Raw genomic sequence first — 20,956 nt, 5'->3', positions numbered from 1 at the left:
GAAATGAAAATTGAAAAAATAATAGTTCGCAAAATGAAGATGACTATGAAATCACCCTTTGAAACAAGTTTTATGAAGCAGCAAGAACGTATTTTCTTAATTATTGAAGCGTATGGTGAGAAGCATGTTGGCTATGGAGAATGTGTTGTTAGCGCTTATCCTTATTATGGAGAAGAAACGGCTTCAACGGCATTCTCTATTATTGATGAATTTTTAATACCACTTGTTATTAATAAGGAATTCAACCACCCAGATGAGGTAAATGAGAAATTTGCTCGTGTGCGTCGCAATAATATGGCAAAATCTGCAGTGGAAGCAGCCATTTGGGATTTATATGCAAAAGAGCAGGGAATACCTTTAGCACAAGCACTTGGAGGAGAAAAAAAAGAAATTACAGTTGGCATTAGCCTGGGTATTGAGGATGATACGAATGTATTGCTGGAAAGCATTGAAGGTTATTTAAAACAAGGGTTCAAAAAAATTAAAATTAAAATTAAGCCCGGAAAAGATATCGAAGTACTGCGTGTAATCCGTGATCGCTTTGGTGATATTCCTTTAATGGCAGATGCCAATTCTGCCTACTCGTTAGAAGATCTACCTTTATTTCAGGAGATGGATAAATTAAATTTAATGATGATTGAGCAACCACTTGAGCATGATGATATTGTCGATCATCGAAAATTACAAAGAGAACTCAATACACCGATTTGCTTAGATGAAAGCATTCATTCATACGATGATGCAAGACGTGCAATTGAACTAGGTAGCTGCAAAGTGATTAATATAAAGGTAGGGCGTGTTGGAGGCTTATCTGAGGCTAAAAAGATTCATGACTTATGTCAGCAGCATCAGATCCCTGTATGGTGTGGGGGTATGCTAGAATCAGGGATTGGTCGTGCTCATAATATTGCCATTACAACACTGTCAAACTTTACAATACCTGGTGATACAGCACCGTCTTCCCGCTATTGGTATGAGGACATTATTGAGCCAGAGATTGTCATGGATGAACAAGGACATATCCAAGTTTCTGATCTACCAGGTATTGGTTATAATGTTGTGCAAGACAAACTTGAAAAATACACAATAGAAAAGTATATTTACGAAGCATAATGAAAGACGAATGCCGTGTTTTATAGTTATTTGAACAGCTTCTAATTTCATTTCTTCTCTAAATTTAGCCATATAAAAACTGCACCACCAATTGTAAGTTTGTGTCTAACAATTGGGGTGCAGTTCACTATAAAGATGGGAGGCTTTAGAGCTCCATCAGATTTTACTCACCCTCTACTACAACCCAAAAATTGTGAAGGTTAATATAAATTTTATGTGTAAAAGTTCTTGCTACAATTGCTTTCATCTTATTGTAAGCGGCTCGACGCTCTCCAGCAGGAAAGTGTGAATAGCCTGTAGCGGATATCAGCATCTTCTTAATTAAAAGTGGGGAAGATCGGCTAATTAACGCGTCTATTACTCTAAAGTAATAGACGAAATTAATACTAAATTTATAATGTGAATTTTTTTAGTTCTACAGACAATGTATTTGTCATTTCTTGGAGTTCTGAAACCTTCTCACTAATTTTTTGGAATGATCCTAACTGTTCTTGAGTAGAAGCGGATATTTCTTCTGTTCCTGCTGCGGTTTCTTCCGTAATAGCTGAAATGTTTTCAATGGCACTGTTCATTTGCTGGCTTATTTCGCTTGTTTGCTCCATATCCTTTGTAAGGTGCTGTAACTGATCATTAATGTCTAATACATGAGTTGCAATTGCCTCAAATGACTTTTCTGTATCGGTCATCGATTGTAATTGTTCTTTTGAAAGCTGATGTCCATGCTCTGCGGTAGAAAGAATGAGCGTAATGCCATCTTGTATATGTGTCACCATTGAAGTGATTAAAGTAGTTGCTTTTTCTGTTTCATGGGAAAGTTTTTTGACTTCCTCTGCAACAATGGCAAATCCTTTTCCGGCTTCGCCAGCACGTGCCGCTTCGATTGCAGCATTTAATGCTAATAGATTTGTTTGATCAGCAATCGCGTGGACTGCATTAGCTGCACCTTCAATTTCCGTTGTGAATTGAGAGAATTGAGTAACAGCCTCTTTGATATTAATCGAAGTGGATGAAATATCCTTTGCAATAGAGGATTGCTTCTCTAGTGAGCTACGACCATTTTGAACAGCAGTAAGTGCTTTGTTACCGTTTACTGCTGATTGTTCACTTGTCTCCTGAACAGTAGTAAATTGATCTGCCATCGTATTCATCAAGATAGCTGTTGACTGGATATCTTCTGAAATAGTTAGGCTTCCCTTTGCCAATTCGTCTGTTGATGTAGCAATTTGTTTACTGCCTTCGTTAACAGTTTCAATATAGCTTGTGACATCTTTTGTAAATAGACCAACATTTTTACCTACATGATCAATGGATTGTACGGTGCTTTTTAAGCCAACAATCATTTTGGAAAAGTTCTCAGTCAGTTGGTCAACTTCATTGCGACTGCCTTTCTTATAGGGGAGGGAAGAGGTGTCAATTGTCAAATCCCCTGCAGCCACCAATTGTGCATAATCCACGATTCGGTTAATCGGATTTGTAATTCTTTTCGTTGCGACATACGAAAAAATGATAGTAGCAATCAGTAGAAGAATACTTCCGATTATTGTTGATGTAGTAATAAAAGAAATTTTTTGTGTTGCCAAATCATTCGTTTCTTTATACCATTCATTTGTTTCTTTTTTCAGTAGATACATATCGTTCAAAATACCGGATATTCTGATTGATTGTTTTTTTATCTCTGGACGATTGTGAGCAAGAAATCCTGCTTCTGAAGCTTTTGCTAATTCGTCGTATTTACCCTCGATTTTTTTGATAATTGCCTTATGCTCAGCTATTTTTGCAATAGTTGAGAGTTTTTCTAAATTTGCCTTCGTTTCTTGTAAAGTTGAAAGAGCTTCATTTTTATTGGCTTCACTATCTAAAAAAGTGTAGTTATTTAATGATTGGCTCGCTACAACTAAACTTTGTTCAAGTTCTTTCACTGCCAGTAATAGTTCTGTATCATCTTGTGCAGTTGTTTGTATATCAAATGTTTGTACGATAATAAAACCAATCATAGCCATTGCGAGGACAATGGGAATAAGTATGTTCATGAATAATTTTTTTCGTAGTGTCACTGGCTGTTCTCCTTTTCTGCAGTAACTTTTATTTTACCCGAAACAATATCTTCTTTTGCTTTTTCAATAGCAGCCTGTTGTTCAGGTGTAAGTTTAATAACACGTATATCCGCTAGGCCCACTCCATTGTCAGCTAAACCGAATGACAACGATTTTTCGGAAATTTTCCCTTCTTCATCTAATGTTTTAGCAATTTTAAAAACAGCTTGGTCGACATTTTTTAACATCGATGTTACGACAGTTTTTTCTGCAATGTAAAATTGATCAATATCAACTCCGGCCGCATATATGCCCATTTCTTCCGCTTTCTTTATGGCACCAAAGCCTGTGAATCCAGCTGCATGATAAATAAAATCTACTTTGTTCTTTATGTAACGTTCTGCGATTGCGGCACCCGCATCGGTATCATCAAATGAGCCAGAATATTCACTAACAATTTCGATATTTGGATTATAATATTTAGCGCCTTCAATAAAGCCGTTCTCAAAATGGTGGATAACTGGAACATTTGCGCCACCAATAAATCCTATTTTTCCAGTTTTACTCGTCATTGCTGCAACCATGCCAAGTAAAAAGCTACCTTCCTGCTCTTTAAAAGTTATGGAAGTGATATTTGCAACATCTGATTGTCCGTCAATAAGGACGAATTGTTGATCAGGATATTTCTTCGCAGTCTTTTCCAATGCCTCCTGTACAGAGAAGCCTAGACCAATAATGACGTTATATTTTTCTGCGACAAGTTCTTCTAGCTTCTGCTCGTAATTGCCATCAGGCGCCTCTTTATAATCAAATAAAATACCTAGCTCATCGCGAGCTTTCTCAAGCCCTTTAAAAGCTGAGTCATTAAATGATTCATCACCAAGACCTGCATCTGAGAGTAAGATACCAATTTTATAGTCATCTTGCGCTTTTTCCTGCTGAGTAATTGAACAGCCTGCTAATAACAAAGCTATTAAACAAAAGCCAATCATTAATTTTTTCAATATGGGTACCTCCAATTGTATGTATTATTTATATCGGAAAAAAGTTATTCTAAGTCAGAGGTCAGACGATGATTTTTGTTTTACCATTAAATACTATCAGATTTTTTACAATTTACTACAGGCATATGGGTTTAAATCATTCTAGACATTTTCTTATCACTGAGTATTTAGTTTGTTTTGTAATGGATTTTCTCTATGTATATAGTGAAAAAGGTAGGGGAATAATGTGAAATATTAATATATTTTGCAAAATCATCCCTTTTCTTTAGTAAATAAAAAGCCTCGCAAACATCTAAAGAGTTTGCGAGACACACTAATGAATTAAACTGCACCAAATAATTTTAATATATTTATTAGTATGATCCCTACAATGCCGAAGTCTGAATCGCCAAAAGTAGTTCCTTCGTAGCCGATATCACCCATAAAGATTAGTAGAATCGCGGGGATAAAGCTAATAATTAATCCGTTGGCAAATGCTCCTACCATAGCACCGCGTCTACCACCAGTTGCATTACCGAATACTCCTGCAGCCGCACCTGTGAAGAAATGTGGTACAAGCCCAGGTACAATCACTTTTAGCCCTATGAGGGGGAGTATAAACATAGACACTAAGCCTGCTACAAAGCTAAACAGGAAACCGATAATAACTGCATTCGGTGCGAACGGAAAAATTGTAGGACAGTCTAATGCAGGCTTTGTGTTTGGCACAAGTTTATCTGCAATACCTTTAAAGGCAGGAATAATCTCGGAAATGAGCATTCGCACTCCAGCCAAAATGATATAGACACCAGCGGCAAAAGTAATAGCTTGAATAATAGCAAAGACGATAAAGTTTGAGCCGCCCGATAATTGTGTCTCAATATAGGATGAACCTGCGAATAAGGCAACGATAATAAAAAATAGACTCATAGTTAAGGACACAGCCACAGATGTATCTCGTAAAAAACCTAGAGATTTTGGAACTTTTATATCTTCTGTTGATTTGGCTTTGTTTCCAAAGAGCTTCCCGATTTTAGCAGATACATAATAACCAACACTGCCAAAATGGCCAACAGCAAAATCATCATTGCCGGTTATTTGACGAACGGTTGGTTGTAAAATGGCAGGGAACACAACCATACAAAGACCCAGTATAATAGAGCCAACGATGATAAGAGGTGTGCCACTCATACCGCCGACTGAAAGTGAAGCTGCGATTAAACACGCCATAAATAATGTATGATGACCAGTTAAAAAAATATATTTTAAAGGCGTAAATCGCGCAAATAATATGTTCATAATCATACCGAAAACCATAATCATGGCAGTAGATGTTCCGAAACTAGTTTGAGCGGCTGCTACAATCGCTTCATTATTTGGGATAACCCCTTGGACATTAAATGCATGATCAAACATTTTACTAAAATGATTTAAAGAACCAATTAAAACGCTTGCACCTGCGCCAAGTATAACAAAGCCCATAACCGTTTTTAATGTACCAGAAAGAACTGTTGAAGTTGATTTTTTTTGGATTAATAAACCGACAAAAGCGAATAGGCCGACTAATATAGCTGGTGTTCCTAAAATGTCATTCATAATAACATCTAACATATTAACACCTCATCCTATCCAATTTTTAATTAAGTTCAAATTCAATCCTTTATAACAGAGATTTAAGCTTTAATTTAATTTCAGAAATACTCATCATATTAACAATACTAACGATATGACCTCTTTCTTCGGGCAATTGATTGACAATATCTTCTGCGCCAATATAAATATCCGCTTTCTCTGCCTTGGCAGATGCTAAATCGGTATGCGTTACTTCTGCAACTTTTCCAAGTTCAGTTAACGCTTTTTTTACATTCAATTCCATAATAAAACTACTGCCTAATCCATTCCCGCACACTACTAAAATCTTCATCAAGATTACCCCTTTGCCACAATTTGTTGGATTTCTTTGATAATATCGTCTTTATGCTGGCAGGCGATGATGCTGTCGATTTGATTGGGTTCTTGCAAAATCTTTGTTAAGTCAACTAATGCCTGCAGATGTGACGCATGATCGGTCGCAGCCAAGACGATAATTAAGAAAACAGGCTTTTCTGGTCCAAACAAAACAGGTTTGTGTAAGCTTAATAGGCTCATGGCTAGCTCATTTACGCCTTCTGTGTGCTGTGCATGTGGAATCGCTACTTTTGGTGTAATGACTACATAAGGCCCATGCTTTTCAATGGAATGAATCATTGACTCAATATAGCGTTCTTCGATTTTATGCTGCTTTAATAGTGGACTTGCCGCTAAATGAATAGCTTCCTGCCAAGTATTTACAAAATTCGCCAGTTGTATAGTATCTTTTGTCAGTAGCTCAGTTAACAAGTACAACCCTCCTTTTATAGGGATAAACAATCCCCATTCCATGTTATTAATGTTGATTATGGAATTATGTCATTAAAGGATATATTTTTTGTTTGGCTAAATCGATAAGTGTAAAAGGAGCAACCATGACCTTATACTAGATGTCACTAATACTCAACTCATGGCAATAATTATTGAAATAATAAAAATTGTCGATTTTGGGAGTAGTGATGAAAAAATATTATCCTTTGAGAGTAACGAAATGTAATTGAAATTAAGAGGTGCAAAAGCATCTTAGAAAATAGTATATACATGGAAAAGAAGGAAATGTATTTACTTCTTCCCGGGATACTATATACTTATATGTAATAAATTTCTATTTAATGAATGTATGGGCAAGTCCTTATAAATGAGAGGAGTATTATATGAAAAAGAAGACTGTTTTATTGACAGGTGCTAGTGAAGGGATTGGATTGGAACTAGCAAAAATATTTGCTACAAATGGAGATAGACTTATTTTGATTGCTCGTAACCAAAAGAAATTAGTCGAGGTTTCCCAAATTCTGAATCCGCTAACAGAAGTAATTATAATAGAGAAAGATTTATCAAAAATTGGCGCAGCTAAGGAAATCTATGATGAAATAAGATTAAAGGGAGAACATATTGATATACTTGTTAATAATGCTGGAATGGGATTGCAAGGATATTTTCATCAACTATCAGAGCAAGAACAGCTACGCATGATTCAGTTGAATATTATGACTTTAACTGAACTTACTCATTTATGTATACAGGATATGCTAAAAAATGGTTATGGTCGTATAATGAATATTGCCTCTATTTCATCTTTTATTGCTACACCAAGTATGGTTGTATATGGAGCAACTAAAGCTTATGTATTGTCTTTTTCAGAAGCATTAAATATAGAACTTCAGAACAAAGGAGATTTTGCTGTAACAGTTGTTTGTCCTGGACCTACTAAAACAAATTTTTCAAAAAATAATAATATGAATCAATTGGATCAAATTGCAAGCATGGTTGGTACTAGACCAGAAAAGGTAGCTGAAATGGCTTATAATTCATTAAAAAAGAAAAAAATTACAAATATACCTGGTAAGCGTTACAAAGTCGCTATAATAAGTATGAGATTTTTACCAAGATATTTAGTTCAATTTTTAATTGGTAAATTGATGCTAAGTAAATAAGGTGGTATTTGAAAAATCTAAATGTTTTATCACAATAAAATTAGTTATTTAACTAACTAACTCTTTTACTAACTTTAAACTGAATCGGAGGTATTCTTTTGGCGAAACCTATTGGAAAATCAAAGCAGGAATTAATACAGGCAGCAATGCAATGTTTAGTAGATAACGGAATTGCAAATTTTACGTTGAAATTGGTTGCTACATATGCTGATGTAACACAGGGGACTATTTATTACCATTTCAAAACGAAAGAACAAATACTTTTAGAAATAATTAAATATATTTGTGAAGATTCTTGGGGAAAATTATTTGAGAATGATCAATTTACAATTAGCGTTGCTCTTGAAACTATAAAAAGTCGTTTTAAAAACGATGCATTCTATCATAAATTGTTAATTTCATTGATTGTTCTTGGATTTAATAACCCGTTAATAAAAGAGCAACTTGGCCAAGTTTTAATGAATGAAAATGATAGTTTGCTATTTGGTATAAAAAAATTATGGAGAGCTTCACCAATTGATGGGGTATCGTTAACAACATGGAGTATTTTTTTTAATGCATTGATTGATGGCATAGCAATACAGTTAATTACATGTGAGGATTTTCCAATAGATACTTTTTATAAAGAGCTAGAAAAGATACTCATCACGCTTCAACAATTGGAAGAGTAAATCTATAATCACTAATAAAAAATGAGAATACAACAAACGATCTATCATAAAAATTTGTAATTTGTTTAGAGGCAGAATAAATTTAAAAATCAGCATAAATAAATATTTGCATTTATTCCATAAATTGTTATAATTTGTATTAGTTAGTTAACTGACTCAGATGATAATAAATGTGATTTAATCTGAAAAATTAAAAACGGTTTAACTTTGTGTGATGAATACACTCATTATCGAGCGCAAAGTTAAACCGACTGAATTGTTCTCTCATGAAAAGATTGTTTTTTTAGTAATCCAGCGCGCTAAGTAAACAAATACTTTTATGTTTTCCATAAGTAGATATTTTACGCTGAAGTCCTTATAAGTCATAACAATAATCACATCTTATGCATATCTTCAATGTTTTAAGTTAATCCTTTGCTTTTCAGGGCAGAATTTATTAGTGTACCCTCTGTTCATATCTGACAAAAACTTAGAAACTTGGTAGTGTTCATATATCTCCTTTGAGAGCACTTGTTGAACTTCTTTCATTACTAGCTGTTCTGTACAAGTAGGTATAATGACATTAGTTCAAGCAGCCTCTCAACATAGTATTTGTTATGTATGAAATTCCGAATAGTACTATGCGATGGAGTCTTTAAATTGTTTTTTTATAATGAATTTTTGCAATATTCAATTTCGATGATGCAATTTAATGAAGTTATAAACACCTGTTGTTAATATAAGGATTTAGGAGGATATATATAAACTATGATTAAATTTTTAAAAGAAGTAATTCATTTAATGAGAAAAGCTGATGATTCATGGTTATTATATACAACCTCTAATGAAGACTCCCAATCTGAGTTAGATGCTTTGGATATAACAAATACTGATTCAGTTGTATCTATTACTGGGAGCGCTTGTAGAAGTTTAGCTTTATTAACTAAAGGTCCTAAAAGATTATATTCTGTTGATGCTGATGAGAAACAAAATCATTTAATGGAATTAAAATTAAATGCTTTTAGACATTTAACTTATGAAGAACTATTGTCTTTTCTAGGTATTTATCATACTAATGAAAGATTGAACTTTTATCAGAAAATCAAAGTAGATTTGACGCCTACTGCGCTGGCGTTTTGGAATAACCATACGAAAGAGATTGAAAAAGGAGTTGTATTTACTGGAAGACAGGAGCTTTTTTATCGTCATATCGTCGGTCCAGGGATTAAATTATTTCATAGAGCAGAAATAAAGGGGATCCTAAATAGTGAAACAATAGAGGAACAAAGAATAGCTTATGAAAAATTAAATAACGGTCGTTGGGAGAAGAATCTAAACTTACTCTGCAAGAAGGGACTTTATAAGCATATTTTAAAAGATCCAAGCTATTTCGCGTATAATGAGGTGAACTCAATAGGGGAATTTTTACATTCTCGTCTTGAAAACACCTTTAAAAATCATTCAATTAAAGAGAATCATCTGCTTACATTTTTATTAACTGGAAACTATGTATCCGAGAGATCTTTGCCAGTGTATTTGTTGAAGGAAAATTATAGTAAAATTCGTGAATATGCAAATCGCGTTGAAATTGTAACTAGCCCTATTGATTGTTATTTGAAATCAATGCCAGAGAATTCCTTTAATAAGTATTCTCTTTCTGATATTTCAGGCTGGGTTTCTGATGATCTTTTTGACACAATACTGAACGAAATAATTCGTACAGGTGTGAATGAAAGTATCTTCTGTTACAGAAATTTTTTAGCTGAAAGAAAAATTCCAGAAAAATATTTTGATCAAATTGAAAGGAATGAAAATATTATAAACAAGTTGAATCAAGATGATCGATCTTTTGCCTTTACGTTTGAAGTTGGAAAAATAAAGAAGGAAGTGAAGAATATTGTCTGCTTATAAAGTGATTTTGTGTGATCCAGAAATTGATTTAGAAGCTTTTATTGTTATAGATTCTATTGTTAATGGCATGAGTGCTGGTGGTCTTAGGATGACAAGCAATGTTACGTTAGAAGAGGTAGAACAATTGGCTCAAGTAATGACTAAAAAATACATTATTTCTGGTGTACATATGGGTGGAGCCAAATCGGGAATTGTATATGACCCTAATAAGCATGACCGAGAAAGGTTATTAAAAAGGTTTGCAGAATTAGCAAAGCCATTTTTAACAGAAAATTATTTAGTAGGGGAAGATTTAGGAATCACAGGAGATGATATAGAATTTATATATAATTCTATTAGCTTTGATCCAATCGCTACTATGAAAAATAAGCTAGAATCACAAGGATTAACAGTAAATGTTCCTCAAAATACATCATTAAAAGTTTTATTTAACGCAGGAAATTCTATTAAGTTGGTAGGGTCAACTATCATTAATTCGACACAAATAATATTAAAAAAATTAGACAAATCTATAGAGAATATGAGGGTAGGGATTCAAGGATTTGGAACAATTGGCCAGGTGAGTGCGGAAGCTATATATAATCTTGGTGGTAAAATTATCTCTATTGAAGATAAAGAAGGGTGTATTTATTACGATGATGGATTAGATATACCCGATTTAATATCTAAAACCAATAAAACGGGAATTATTGATCGTACGTTAATATCGGAGAATTATATTTTAAAGCCCAACGGAACATGGTTAGATGATGCGGAATTGTTAATCCCTGCTGCTATCAAACATTCTATAAATGAATCAAATGTAGATAGAGTGAATGCTTCTATAATTATTGAAGCGGCAAATTTACCAATTGAAATAGGGATAGAAGAACGTTTAATTAACAAAGGAATTATTATAGTTCCAGATTTCATATGTAATAGTGGAGCAGCTGCTTTTTTTGGTATGTTGGCTTCTGGACAAGCAAATTTTGAAGATATATTTGAAAAAGTGGAAACGAACGTTAATAATTCGTTTAATGATATTCTGGAACATAAATCTTTATTTAATTGTGATATAAGGGAATTTGCTAATCAGTATGTTTTGAAAATTCAAAGAAGTTTAGCGTTGGGCGATAAAGCAAATGTGTAAAATACAAATAAGTTAGAAAATTCTGATAATATAATGTGTGATTAAACAATAGAAAAGACTTTATGAGGTTCAAGATGAAATTTCCAACGCCAAAGAAATGGGTCAAATCGTCAAATCATTGATATATCAACTAATATAGGGGGTAGTGGGAAATGCCGTTTTTCTTATTTTGGGGCTTTCTTGTATGGTTAGGTGCAAGTTTAATTTTTAGGATTTTAGGTCAAGTATTTTTTATTCCTGACAATACATTGCTGATGGTATCGTCTTATATTTTAGTAATTCCGTTGATTCTAGTTCTTACATTCCCTATTTATAAATTTAAAAAAATTCAAAAGAATAGTGAAAGAATGAAAGCTGCAGTGTGTATAGCTCTTCCGGGAATGTTAATTGACGCCATTGTATTAATCTACTTTGATCAAGTTTTTGTAAATTTGTCAGTCGATACAGATAGATTTTTCGCTTCATGGTTAATGTGGGCATACTCGTTGATTCTCTTAACTGGATTTTTTAATACAAAGAAATTGGAGGGATAGTTTTGTATAAAAATATATTTATTACTGGGGGGAGTGGAGTTCTTGGAACCTCTGTAATTGAGAAACTACATGATTTTAATTTATATTGTTTAGTCCACAGTACGCCACTAAAAAAAGATAATGTTAAAACGATAATAGGTGATATACGTTTTCCTCAGTTAGGTTTAAATGATAACGATTATATTGAGCTATGCGAAAATATAGATTTAATCGTTCATATGGCAGCATTGACAAATTTTAATATGTCATACGAAAAAATTAGTACTACAAATGTAACAGGGACTCTGAATGTTTTAAAACTAGCAAAAGATGCAAAAGTGCCATTGTATCATGTTAGTACAGCATATGTTCATAATTTCAATCAAGAGGATTCATACATTACTACGGGTAATGGTTATGAGACTTCTAAAATAGAAGCAGAAAAATATCTTTGTGATAGCGATATTCCTATAACGGTCATCCGACCTTCAATTATTTTAGGCGATTCAAGAACAGGAGAAATTGCTAATGAACAAGGTTTTCATTATATTACCAAATTATTATTACAAAATCGAATACCTATTATACCCGGAGATGCTGAGGCAAAAATAGATATAGTGTCACAAGACTATGTCGCTAATGTTATTTCTCATTTAATAAGGAGTAATAAAGCTGGAGGAGAATTTTTTGTAACATTAGGAAATAATGCACCGAATTTAGAGGAGGTAATCCATAATATTATACATTCTGGTATTAAGATTACAGGTCAGTCGCTTACTATACCGAAAATAGTATCGGGCGAGATGTTTGATCGATTAATAAAACCAGTATTTTTACCAAAATTACCTATACAATATCGGAGAGAAATAAAAGTCGCTTTGTATATGTTTAAGTATATAAATATTAGTGGTTGTTTACCTAGTTCCATGGAATCCCTGTGTAATACCTTTGGAATGGAAGAACATCGCGATATAAAGGAGGTTATATATAATAATGTGAAGTATCTTGTAGAAAATGAATCACTAAAAGCTACTGTATAAAAATTTTTATGTTAGTAGGATATTCAGAGACTCTAAGGAAAAAGTCCTTTTGAATGATGAAGGAATGTTACCGATTGGACTTATGAAGAAGGATAATAATAATTTCTTTTAACATCAATGTGAAGTATTCTATGAATTTCAAATAACTTAAAAACGGATTAAATCGATTAAACAATAAAAATATATAGAGGGAAGATCTAATGGGCAAAATTGAGAGAAAAGCTGTAGTAAATATGTATCGAGATCATGTAAATAGTGGTTTTGCAAAACTGACTGAACTAATGCAAGTACCACTCCAAGTTACATCTAATGGATGTTATGTGTATGATGAGGCTGGAGAGAAGTACTTAGATTGTGGTGGATATGGAGTATTCTTATTAGGTCATTCTCACCCCCGTATTATTGATAGAATAAAGCAACAACTAGATAAGGCTGCGCTATCAAATAAACTATTAATAAATCCAGAAATGGGTAAAGCCGCTAAGTCATTGGTAGAAATTACTCCCGAGGGTTTAGATTACGTACTTTTTTTAAACTCAGGAACAGAAGCAGTTGAAGCTGGATTAAAAATAGCAAGACTAAATAATCGTAGTACGATTATCTCTACAAAACAAGGTTTTCATGGGAAAACACTTGGAGCTCTTAGTGCGACTGGTAGAAGGGAGTTTCAAGAACCCTTTAAACCACTCTTACCAGATGTTTACCATGTTTCATATGGATCGCTGATAGAACTCGAAAAAACATTAAGAAACCACCAGGCAAATGCAGTTGTAATATTAGAACCTATTCAAGGAGAAGGTGGAGTAAATATACCGCCCCAAGGTTACTTTCATGGTGTTAGAGAATTATGTGATAAATATGAAGCATTATTAATAATTGATGAAATACAAACTGGCCTAGGTAGATTAGGCGACTGGTGGGGAATAAATCAAGAGGGAATAGTTCCTGATATGTTGTTAACTGGAAAAATATTAAGCGGTGGAGTTATACCTGTTTCTGCTGTATTGGCAAATGAAAGAGTATTTGAGCCGTTGAATAAAAATCCTTTGCTACACACCTCAACATACTCGGGAAACCCTCTAGCAATGGTGGCAGTACAAGAAACGATTCGCGTAATTCAAGAAGAGGAACTTATTTTAAAAGCAAAAAAAATAGGAGAAAGATTCCAAAAATTCTTTGGAGAAATGCTAAAAGAGAATAAAGTTGGGCTTGCTGATATACGCGGAAGAGGTTTATTGTGGGGATTTGAATTTGAAAATAGTGGACTATCAGGGAGATTTATGATGGGTCTTTTGAAGAAAAAGATTATTGTGTCTACTTCTCTAAATTCTAATAAAGTAGTCCGAATTACGCCTCCTGCGATTTTAGAGGATGAGCAGATAGAATATATCGAAAATTCTATTAAAGATGCAATAAATCAAATAGCAAATATCAGTGTGAAAATATAATGATACTAGGGGGATAGTATGGGGAAAATTATTATAACATCTTGTATACCGGGAACGAAAGCACTAGAAATATATCTTAAAATATCTGATTTCAGTAAATATTCTAACTTCATCGATGTGATACGAGATATATCTGTAGAAGTAATAGACGATAATTCAAGTATATCGAAGTGGGAAGTAGATTTTGAAAATGGAGTTCTTTGCTGGAAAGAAAAAGATTCTTTTGATAGGGCGGCATTAAGTATTAATTTTGAAAAGTTCGAAGGTGATATAGATAAATTTATTGGGAATTGGAGTGTGAGACAGGAACAAAATGATTCAATATTAACATTTGAAGCAGAATATGATTTGGGCATGTCTTTATTAGAAGATATTCTAGATCCAATTGCGGGTGATATTCTTGCACATACAATACAAGAAATATTAAAAGGCCTCTTTTCCGATGTCCAATTTATAGACATTAATATACGGACACTAGCCTTAAAGGGGGAGATTTAATGACACAATTTCTAGCTAAAGAACGAGCGGTATTAGAAAAATATTTCCCAGGTTTTGATGATTATTTAACCTCTTTCTCTTTTGAAGAACGGGAAGAAGAAACTAAAATTCTCATAAATAAATTTAGAAATATAAATGGTACTTCTTTATTGATTCCAAAAGAATTTGGTGGTATTGGAGCAAATATTATTGAAAGTCTATCTATTCAAAGAGCAATAGCAACTAGATCTCCATCATTAGCAATTGCATTTACGATGCATCATTTTTCAGTTGCATCTTTAGTTGAAATTGTTCAATCTAATGGGCGCTTAGATACTGTATTAAAATTAATAGTTGAAGAAAAATTCTTATTATCTTCCTGTTTTGCGGAAGGAAATTCAAATAATACTTTTTCGCCTTCAGTAAGTGCTGAAGACAAAGGAGATTATTTTATTATTAATGGTACAAAAAAGCCTTGTACTTTATCGAAATCTATGGATATTTTAACAGGCAGTGTAAAACTACCGGATGGAAGACTTGGTATTTTCACAATTCCTAAAAATAGTCAGGGAATTGAAGTGAGAGAGTTTTGGAAGCATTGGATATTAAAGGGGAGCGAAACAGAAGAAATCGTATTAAAAGATGTAAAAGTACCTAAAGATTCAATGTTTATTGCAGGAAATGAAAAAGAATTACATCCTTCAATTGTGAATGGTTTAATATGGTTTGAATTAATAGTTTCCACATCCTATATTGGCGTTTGTTCTTCTTTGATTGAGAAAGTAATTTCACAGGGGAATTTGCCTACTTTTGAAATAAGGAGCATGGTTTCATTAATAGAGGCAGCGATGAATGCTATTGAAGGTTTAGCACACAAGTTTAGCTTGAATTATTCTGAGAATATACTACCTGAAGTAATTTTTGTGCGTAAAAGTATAGAAGATATTATTAAGAGTGTCGCTTCTGATGCAACAAAACTTTTAGGTGGAATGCAATTTATTACAAATAAAGAGATATCTTATCAATTATTGGTTTGTCAGTTACTTCATTTCCATCCACCAGCAAAACAAGAATCTTGTCAAATAATGGATAACTTTTTGAAGTATTCTCCTGAAAGTGTTCTAAGCTAAATCGATTATTTAAAGAGCTTAGAGCTTTATATACAATAGTCATTATTGTGTTGTAATGATTAAACAATACTTTCTATAAAGAAAGCTTTGCGGGCAATGCGGCGGATATTGAGATTTGGCAATAGCACGGGGACATTATGGTAGAGATATCAACGAAAGAGAATGATGCATTAAAGACCGCTGTTATAGAATGGTATGATCAATTAAAATTACCTTTTCAGCGGGTGTCCAATCACCCGCTGAAAGCAGGTAAGCTTCCAGACGCAATTATGCTAAGGTATAATTGGTTGGGATAAGTAATGAAAAATATTTTTAAAAATTCGCGATATTTCTTGGAATAGCGAACAGACCGTGGTGCTTATCATCTACATGGCTTGTTACGCGTTTGGAGAAGTAGAGCGAATTTTCTTTTTGGTGTGAAGTAGAATAGAAGGTAAATAAAAACAAAGAAAAATTTGTTCTAACTTTTTCATTTTAGCTTACACTTACTATAGGACGAACTTAGTGTTGAGCAAGGGAGGAAATGACATAGCGAAAAAAATGGGAATTGTCGCGCTACTTTTATTCGGTGTTTATGTGCTGTGTATGTATTGGTATATATTCCATAGCGGTGGTGGTACAATACCTCGAGCGATGCAGGGGACAGCTGCAGATCCAGTGATGTTTATGTCTGAAAAAGAACTATACTTAAGCGGTGAATATTCTAAAATACGGAACTTCCTATTCTTTGTTGCTACACCTTTGGAATGGTTAATTTATTTCATGATTTTAATTATGGGCGTATCACGTTACTTTGAAAAGGTAGCGACGTCACAAACAAAATGGAAGCTGTTACAAAATGCAAGCTACTTATTCTTATTATCACTTTTACTATATGTTGTACTATTCCCACTCGATTATTATCGTTACAATTTAAGCAAAACTTATGGAATTAGTACACAAGGGTTTTCGTCATGGATGCGAGACGGCATTATTGATTTTTGGGTTAACTTTGGCATGAGTTTAATTATCGTATCTGTCCTTTATTGGCTCATCAAAAAAAGTGCCAAAAGATGGTGGTTATATGCATGGTTTCTAACGATTCCATTTACAATATTTGTGATGTTCATTCAACCTGTAGTCATCGATCCTTTATATAATGATTTTTATCCGTTAAAAAATAAGGAGCTAGAAGAGAAAATCTTGTCTATTGCAGCACAGGCAAATATACCAGCAGAGCACGTATATGAAGTCAATATGGCAGAAAAAACAAATGCCCTAAATGCCTATGTAACGGGTATTGGCAGTAATTCGAGAATTGTGCTATGGGATACAACCTTAAATCGTTTAACAGATAATGAAATATTATTTATCATGGCACATGAAATGGGACATTATGTTGAGAAGCATATTTATTTTGGCATTGCTGGGTATCTTCTGTTGACCTTGCTAGGCTTATGGCTGACGGCGAAATGTTTGAGGTGGTTCATTGGACGTTACGGACAGGTATTAAAAATAAAAAAAATTGGTGATATAGGCTCTTATCCATTGTTCTTACTCCTAACCTCTGTTTTATTATTTGCTTCAAGCCCTTTATCGAATTATGTTTCAAGGTATCAGGAAAATAGAGCTGATCAATATGCGATTTCACTAACGGGTGATCGAGAGTCCGCAATTACAGCATTCCAGAAGCTAACGATATCTGGTTTGAGTGAGGTAAATCCACAGTTACTCGTAAAGTGGTTCCGTTATACACATCCGCCAATGCTTGAACGTATTTATAAGGTAGCGGAGAAAGCTGAAGAGAATAAAGAGGAGCCGTTAAAAGAAGTGCCGTTAAAAGAGGAGCAGAAAAAAGACCATCAAAAGAAATAAATGTCGACGTTTTCATCGCAATAGTGCCATACTCCAGGTTTTTTGAACGAATAAGTTGGGTATTCTAAGGGGAAGAAGTACAAAACTCGTTCGTTAATGATAGGGGAATTGTTATGCGAAATATTGTCGTTATTACACTTTCATCGATTTTAGTCGCCCTTGCTTACAATCTTTTGTTAATTCCACATGAGATTTTAAGTGGGGGATTAAGCGGGATTGCTATCATGCTTGGTATTATTACACCCTTGAATACAGGGGTTTTAAATTTACTATTGAATTTGCCTTTGCTTATTTTAGGGGTCTTGAAGCTAGGGAAGCGGTTTATTGGCTATACCATTCTTTCTGTAGTTGTCTTGTCGGTAAGCTTGTATATTATTCCGGTTTATAAAGCTACACAAGATCCAATTCTTGCCTCATTATTTGGTGGTGTTATTGTGGGCATAGGGTTGGGGTTGATTTTTCGTGCGGCAGGTTCTTCTGGTGGTTTTGATATTATAGCGATGCTGCTAAGTCGCAAACGAGATTTTCCACTGGGTACATTAATCTCTGCGATGAATGGTATCGTTGTAGCTATTTCCGGATTCGTCTTTAGTTGGGATGCGGCATTACTGACGCTCGTATCAATTTATGCTACAGGGAAAGTTGTCGACACCATTCATACGAGCCATATTAAATTGACACTGATGATTATTACGAGCAAGGGCGAGGAAGTAAAACAGCAGTTACTGGAAAAGCTTCATAGAGGTGTAACTATTATGGATGCGAAGGGTGCTTATTCAGGCGAAGGGCGGAAAGTTTTAATTACCGTCATTACACGTTATCAGCTTGCCGATGTTAAAGGTATGATCAAGGAAGCTGATACTAAAGCCTTTGTCAATATATTACAAACTACCGAAGTTATCGGCGTGTTTGACAGAGGTATAAAGTAATGGGCGCCCTATCATAACGTGTCGCTGCGCTTTCGCACAAAAACCTTATTTCAATATGGCTCATCTGGCAATTTAAACTAAATAATTATTTCCCCTACACACGTTGTTGATTATAATAAATATAATCGAACGTGTGTTTTTACCTTCTTTCTGCAGGTGTCCAAATACCTGCAGAAAGAAGGTAAGCCTCCGGCGGATGTCACGGAATCGGAAAGGAGTTCATATAGAATGTTAGCCTAAAATCATCGCATCCATACGATAACGGCTAACTGACCTGCATCGGTAAAAACGCCACGTCCTGTGGCATTACCGAAATGGCTGACGTCGTGTCGGCTCTCACGCAGGCCTAAGCACAAAGCCGATTCCGGACGCAATTATGCCGAGGCATAATTGATATTAGAAGGAAATGGGGTTAAATAATGAACAAAGAAACAATTCATGAATATTGCCTAAAACTTCGTGGAACAACGCATGATTATAAAGAAGAATGGCGAGCGGATCGTTATCATATTGGGGGTAAAATGTATGGGATGATGGGCGGAGATGCTACCGGAAGACCAGTACTTACATTAAAATGTGAACCTAATCGAGCTGAAGAGTTGAGAGAAGCCTATGAAGGTATTATTCCAGGTTACTATATGAATAAAACACATTGGAATTCAATCTATATGGATATAGATGACGTACCTATTGATTTAGTTGAAAATTTAATCAAACATTCGTATGAGTTAGTTTTCGGAAAGTTAACAAAAAAAACTCAGCAGGAAATTAATGTAGTGGAAGATATGAAGTAAGAAAACAAGTAGGATGCCCCACGCAAAGAAGTAAGAGCAGATCAGCCTAAGAAATGTAAGAGAAAAGTGCTCGGGTAAGCCAAAGAACTGATCAGGTCCAACGGTATTTAAAAGGAATACCCCCAGAAGCAATGAAACCCCACGCAAAATAATAGAAACCAAAAAAGAATCTGCAAGTTTCTCGGCTCAATCGCGGAGAAAACAGATTCTTTTTTCATGCTATACCTAATTATATCCACGTTCACCAAATGGCTGAAGCTTGTCGAGCCATTTTTGTTCCAGCTTTTCTAGCTCTTTTTTGGCATCGAAATAGCCCTCTTCTTTTTTCTTCAAATATTCTACAACTTCAATATCGAAAGCATCCTTGCCGAATGTGTTGTAATCGGCTTGTAGCTTTTTATTAGTATGTGTATTTGTTTTTAATGAAAATTGAAAGCCGTTTAAGCGTTTTAAATTATTGAAGCTACCAACAAACAGTTTACCATTTTGTTGATTGGTCATTGTAAAAACACCAGCTTCGATTTTTATTTCTTTATACATTTCCTTTAATTCTTTTTTATGGTCCATTGGAAACCCTGCTTTCTTATTTTTTTATCCAGTAAGCACTGCCATCTTCTTGTCGATCCATGAAGCCGTATTCAATTAAATAGCGACGTATTTGCACATAGTCCTCATACATCGGCTGAATCACTTCGTTTAATTCTTTTTCGGAATACTGTTTTGTTTCATCGAAAAGCTTTGTGATTGCACGGAGTATGACAATTTTATGTTTTTCACGTTTTGGGAAGCGGACAAGCTCTTTGCCAATACCGTTTGGAAAGTACTTTTCAAGTAATTGCTGTTCTTCAGAAATCGTAATATTATAGCGATCGTCGACCATCGTAGCCGTTTTGTGAATAGGTACAAAGCTGTCTTCCTTTTGATTCTGTTCTTTTAATAGTTCCATCATTGCAAGAAAGGTTTTCGCTTGACGTTCCTTTTCTTTAAGGGTAAAGCGATGATGACGTATCGTTGTCGCACTACCAATCTCCAATTCTTCTTTAATGTCTTGATCGGATTTTCCTTCATAAAATAAGCGCAAAATATGACTTTGATGATCAGTTAGCCCTGTCATTTTTTTATTAAGGCCATTTAAATAATGAAATACGGATTGGTGTGCAGCAGTAATATGATGTTGCATAAATTTTTCTGCCTCGTAGAGAACGCCTTCATGTGGATAAATAATACCCTTTTCAATCTTTTCCCCGCAAAGCAAACAAGTGAAGTGTGTTGCTTCATCGTTGTAGCCTTTTTTTATGTCATGAATCGAAGCTTGCCAAAATAATTCATTTACATCCATTGAAAGTCCTCCTGTAAAACAAACGATTGTTCATTTTGTTTGCTTATATAT

Annotated in this window: 20 protein-coding genes; 13 read left to right on the top strand and 7 right to left on the bottom strand. The window is 34.3% G+C overall.

Features of this window, described 5'->3' with window-relative positions; genetic code table 11:
• Window positions 1-3: 3 nt before the first annotated feature.
• On the top strand, window positions 4-1,113 hold the full coding sequence (menC, locus tag ACYQ73_RS01255; protein WP_460010783.1) for an o-succinylbenzoate synthase: 1,110 nt from the start codon (window positions 4-6) through the stop codon (window positions 1,111-1,113).
• Between the two features lie 392 nt (window positions 1,114-1,505).
• Here the strand turns inward: menC and ACYQ73_RS01250 are convergent, their stop codons facing one another.
• From ACYQ73_RS01250 to ACYQ73_RS01230, 5 genes are all read right to left on the bottom strand, one after another.
• Window positions 1,506-3,167 (bottom strand): methyl-accepting chemotaxis protein, encoded by a 1,662-nt coding sequence (locus tag ACYQ73_RS01250; RefSeq protein WP_460010782.1) that lies wholly within the window; start codon window positions 3,165-3,167, stop codon window positions 1,506-1,508.
• Window positions 3,164-4,150: a BMP family lipoprotein gene (locus ACYQ73_RS01245; RefSeq protein ID WP_460010781.1), complete on the bottom strand. Its 987-nt coding sequence runs from the start codon at window positions 4,148-4,150 to the stop codon at window positions 3,164-3,166. Before ACYQ73_RS01245 ends, ACYQ73_RS01250 begins: the two co-directional genes overlap by 4 nt.
• Before the next feature lie 321 nt (window positions 4,151-4,471).
• Window positions 4,472-5,740, bottom strand: coding sequence for a PTS ascorbate transporter subunit IIC (locus tag ACYQ73_RS01240; RefSeq protein WP_460010780.1), 1,269 nt, complete (start codon window positions 5,738-5,740; stop codon window positions 4,472-4,474).
• A gap of 49 nt (window positions 5,741-5,789) precedes the next feature.
• The gene (locus tag ACYQ73_RS01235) at window positions 5,790-6,053 is read right to left on the bottom strand and encodes a PTS sugar transporter subunit IIB (RefSeq protein ID WP_427425399.1); all 264 of its coding nucleotides are present in this window, start codon (window positions 6,051-6,053) and stop codon (window positions 5,790-5,792) included.
• A gap of 5 nt (window positions 6,054-6,058) precedes the next feature.
• Window positions 6,059-6,508, bottom strand: coding sequence for a PTS sugar transporter subunit IIA (locus ACYQ73_RS01230; protein ID WP_460010779.1), 450 nt, complete (start codon window positions 6,506-6,508; stop codon window positions 6,059-6,061).
• 404 nt (window positions 6,509-6,912) lie between these two features.
• Here ACYQ73_RS01230 and ACYQ73_RS01225 point away from each other — a divergent pair, with 404 nt between their 5' ends.
• The 12 genes from ACYQ73_RS01225 to ACYQ73_RS01170 all read left to right on the top strand — a co-directional run bounded on the left by ACYQ73_RS01225 (window position 6,913) and on the right by ACYQ73_RS01170 (window position 19,566).
• Window positions 6,913-7,692 (top strand): SDR family NAD(P)-dependent oxidoreductase, encoded by a 780-nt coding sequence (locus ACYQ73_RS01225; RefSeq protein ID WP_460010778.1) that lies wholly within the window; start codon window positions 6,913-6,915, stop codon window positions 7,690-7,692.
• 98 nt (window positions 7,693-7,790) lie between these two features.
• Window positions 7,791-8,363, top strand: a complete 573-nt coding sequence (locus ACYQ73_RS01220) for a TetR/AcrR family transcriptional regulator (protein WP_460010777.1) — start codon at window positions 7,791-7,793, stop codon at window positions 8,361-8,363.
• Window positions 8,364-9,110: 747 nt separating this feature from the next.
• On the top strand, window positions 9,111-10,253 hold the full coding sequence (locus ACYQ73_RS01215) for a DUF3419 family protein (RefSeq protein WP_460010776.1): 1,143 nt from the start codon (window positions 9,111-9,113) through the stop codon (window positions 10,251-10,253).
• Entirely contained in the window at window positions 10,240-11,382 is a 1,143-nt protein-coding gene (locus tag ACYQ73_RS01210; RefSeq protein WP_460010775.1) for a Glu/Leu/Phe/Val dehydrogenase dimerization domain-containing protein, read from the top strand. The genes ACYQ73_RS01215 and ACYQ73_RS01210 overlap by 14 nt, the downstream gene beginning before the upstream one ends.
• Window positions 11,383-11,534: 152 nt before the next feature.
• On the top strand, window positions 11,535-11,915 hold the full coding sequence (locus tag ACYQ73_RS01205; RefSeq protein WP_460010774.1) for a DUF5367 domain-containing protein: 381 nt from the start codon (window positions 11,535-11,537) through the stop codon (window positions 11,913-11,915).
• Between the two features lie 2 nt (window positions 11,916-11,917).
• Entirely contained in the window at window positions 11,918-12,934 is a 1,017-nt protein-coding gene (locus tag ACYQ73_RS01200) for an SDR family oxidoreductase (RefSeq protein WP_460010773.1), read from the top strand.
• 200 nt (window positions 12,935-13,134) lie between these two features.
• Window positions 13,135-14,382, top strand: a complete 1,248-nt coding sequence (locus ACYQ73_RS01195) for an aspartate aminotransferase family protein (protein ID WP_460010772.1) — start codon at window positions 13,135-13,137, stop codon at window positions 14,380-14,382.
• Window positions 14,383-14,400: 18 nt separating this feature from the next.
• On the top strand, window positions 14,401-14,880 hold the full coding sequence (locus ACYQ73_RS01190; RefSeq protein ID WP_460010771.1) for an SRPBCC family protein: 480 nt from the start codon (window positions 14,401-14,403) through the stop codon (window positions 14,878-14,880).
• A complete protein-coding gene (locus ACYQ73_RS01185; RefSeq protein ID WP_460010770.1) occupies window positions 14,880-15,989 on the top strand; it encodes a hypothetical protein in 1,110 nt (369 codons plus the stop codon). Before ACYQ73_RS01190 ends, ACYQ73_RS01185 begins: the two co-directional genes overlap by 1 nt.
• Before the next feature lie 528 nt (window positions 15,990-16,517).
• Window positions 16,518-17,843, top strand: a complete 1,326-nt coding sequence (locus tag ACYQ73_RS01180) for a M48 family metallopeptidase (RefSeq protein ID WP_460011498.1) — start codon at window positions 16,518-16,520, stop codon at window positions 17,841-17,843.
• A 113-nt stretch (window positions 17,844-17,956) separates the two neighbouring features.
• The gene (locus ACYQ73_RS01175) at window positions 17,957-18,772 is read left to right on the top strand and encodes a YitT family protein (protein WP_460010769.1); all 816 of its coding nucleotides are present in this window, start codon (window positions 17,957-17,959) and stop codon (window positions 18,770-18,772) included.
• A 419-nt stretch (window positions 18,773-19,191) separates the two neighbouring features.
• Entirely contained in the window at window positions 19,192-19,566 is a 375-nt protein-coding gene (locus tag ACYQ73_RS01170; protein WP_460010768.1) for an MmcQ/YjbR family DNA-binding protein, read from the top strand.
• Window positions 19,567-19,791: 225 nt separating this feature from the next.
• Here ACYQ73_RS01170 and ACYQ73_RS01165 read toward each other — a convergent pair whose 3' ends face one another.
• The gene (locus ACYQ73_RS01165) at window positions 19,792-20,133 is read right to left on the bottom strand and encodes a GIY-YIG nuclease family protein (RefSeq protein WP_460010767.1); all 342 of its coding nucleotides are present in this window, start codon (window positions 20,131-20,133) and stop codon (window positions 19,792-19,794) included.
• 16 nt (window positions 20,134-20,149) lie between these two features.
• Entirely contained in the window at window positions 20,150-20,905 is a 756-nt protein-coding gene (locus ACYQ73_RS01160; RefSeq protein WP_460010766.1) for a DUF2087 domain-containing protein, read from the bottom strand.
• Window positions 20,906-20,956 lie beyond the last annotated feature (51 nt).

This window comes from Lysinibacillus sp. CTST325 (genome assembly GCF_054665055.1).
This window is presented reverse-complemented; position numbering and strand designations above follow the sequence as displayed.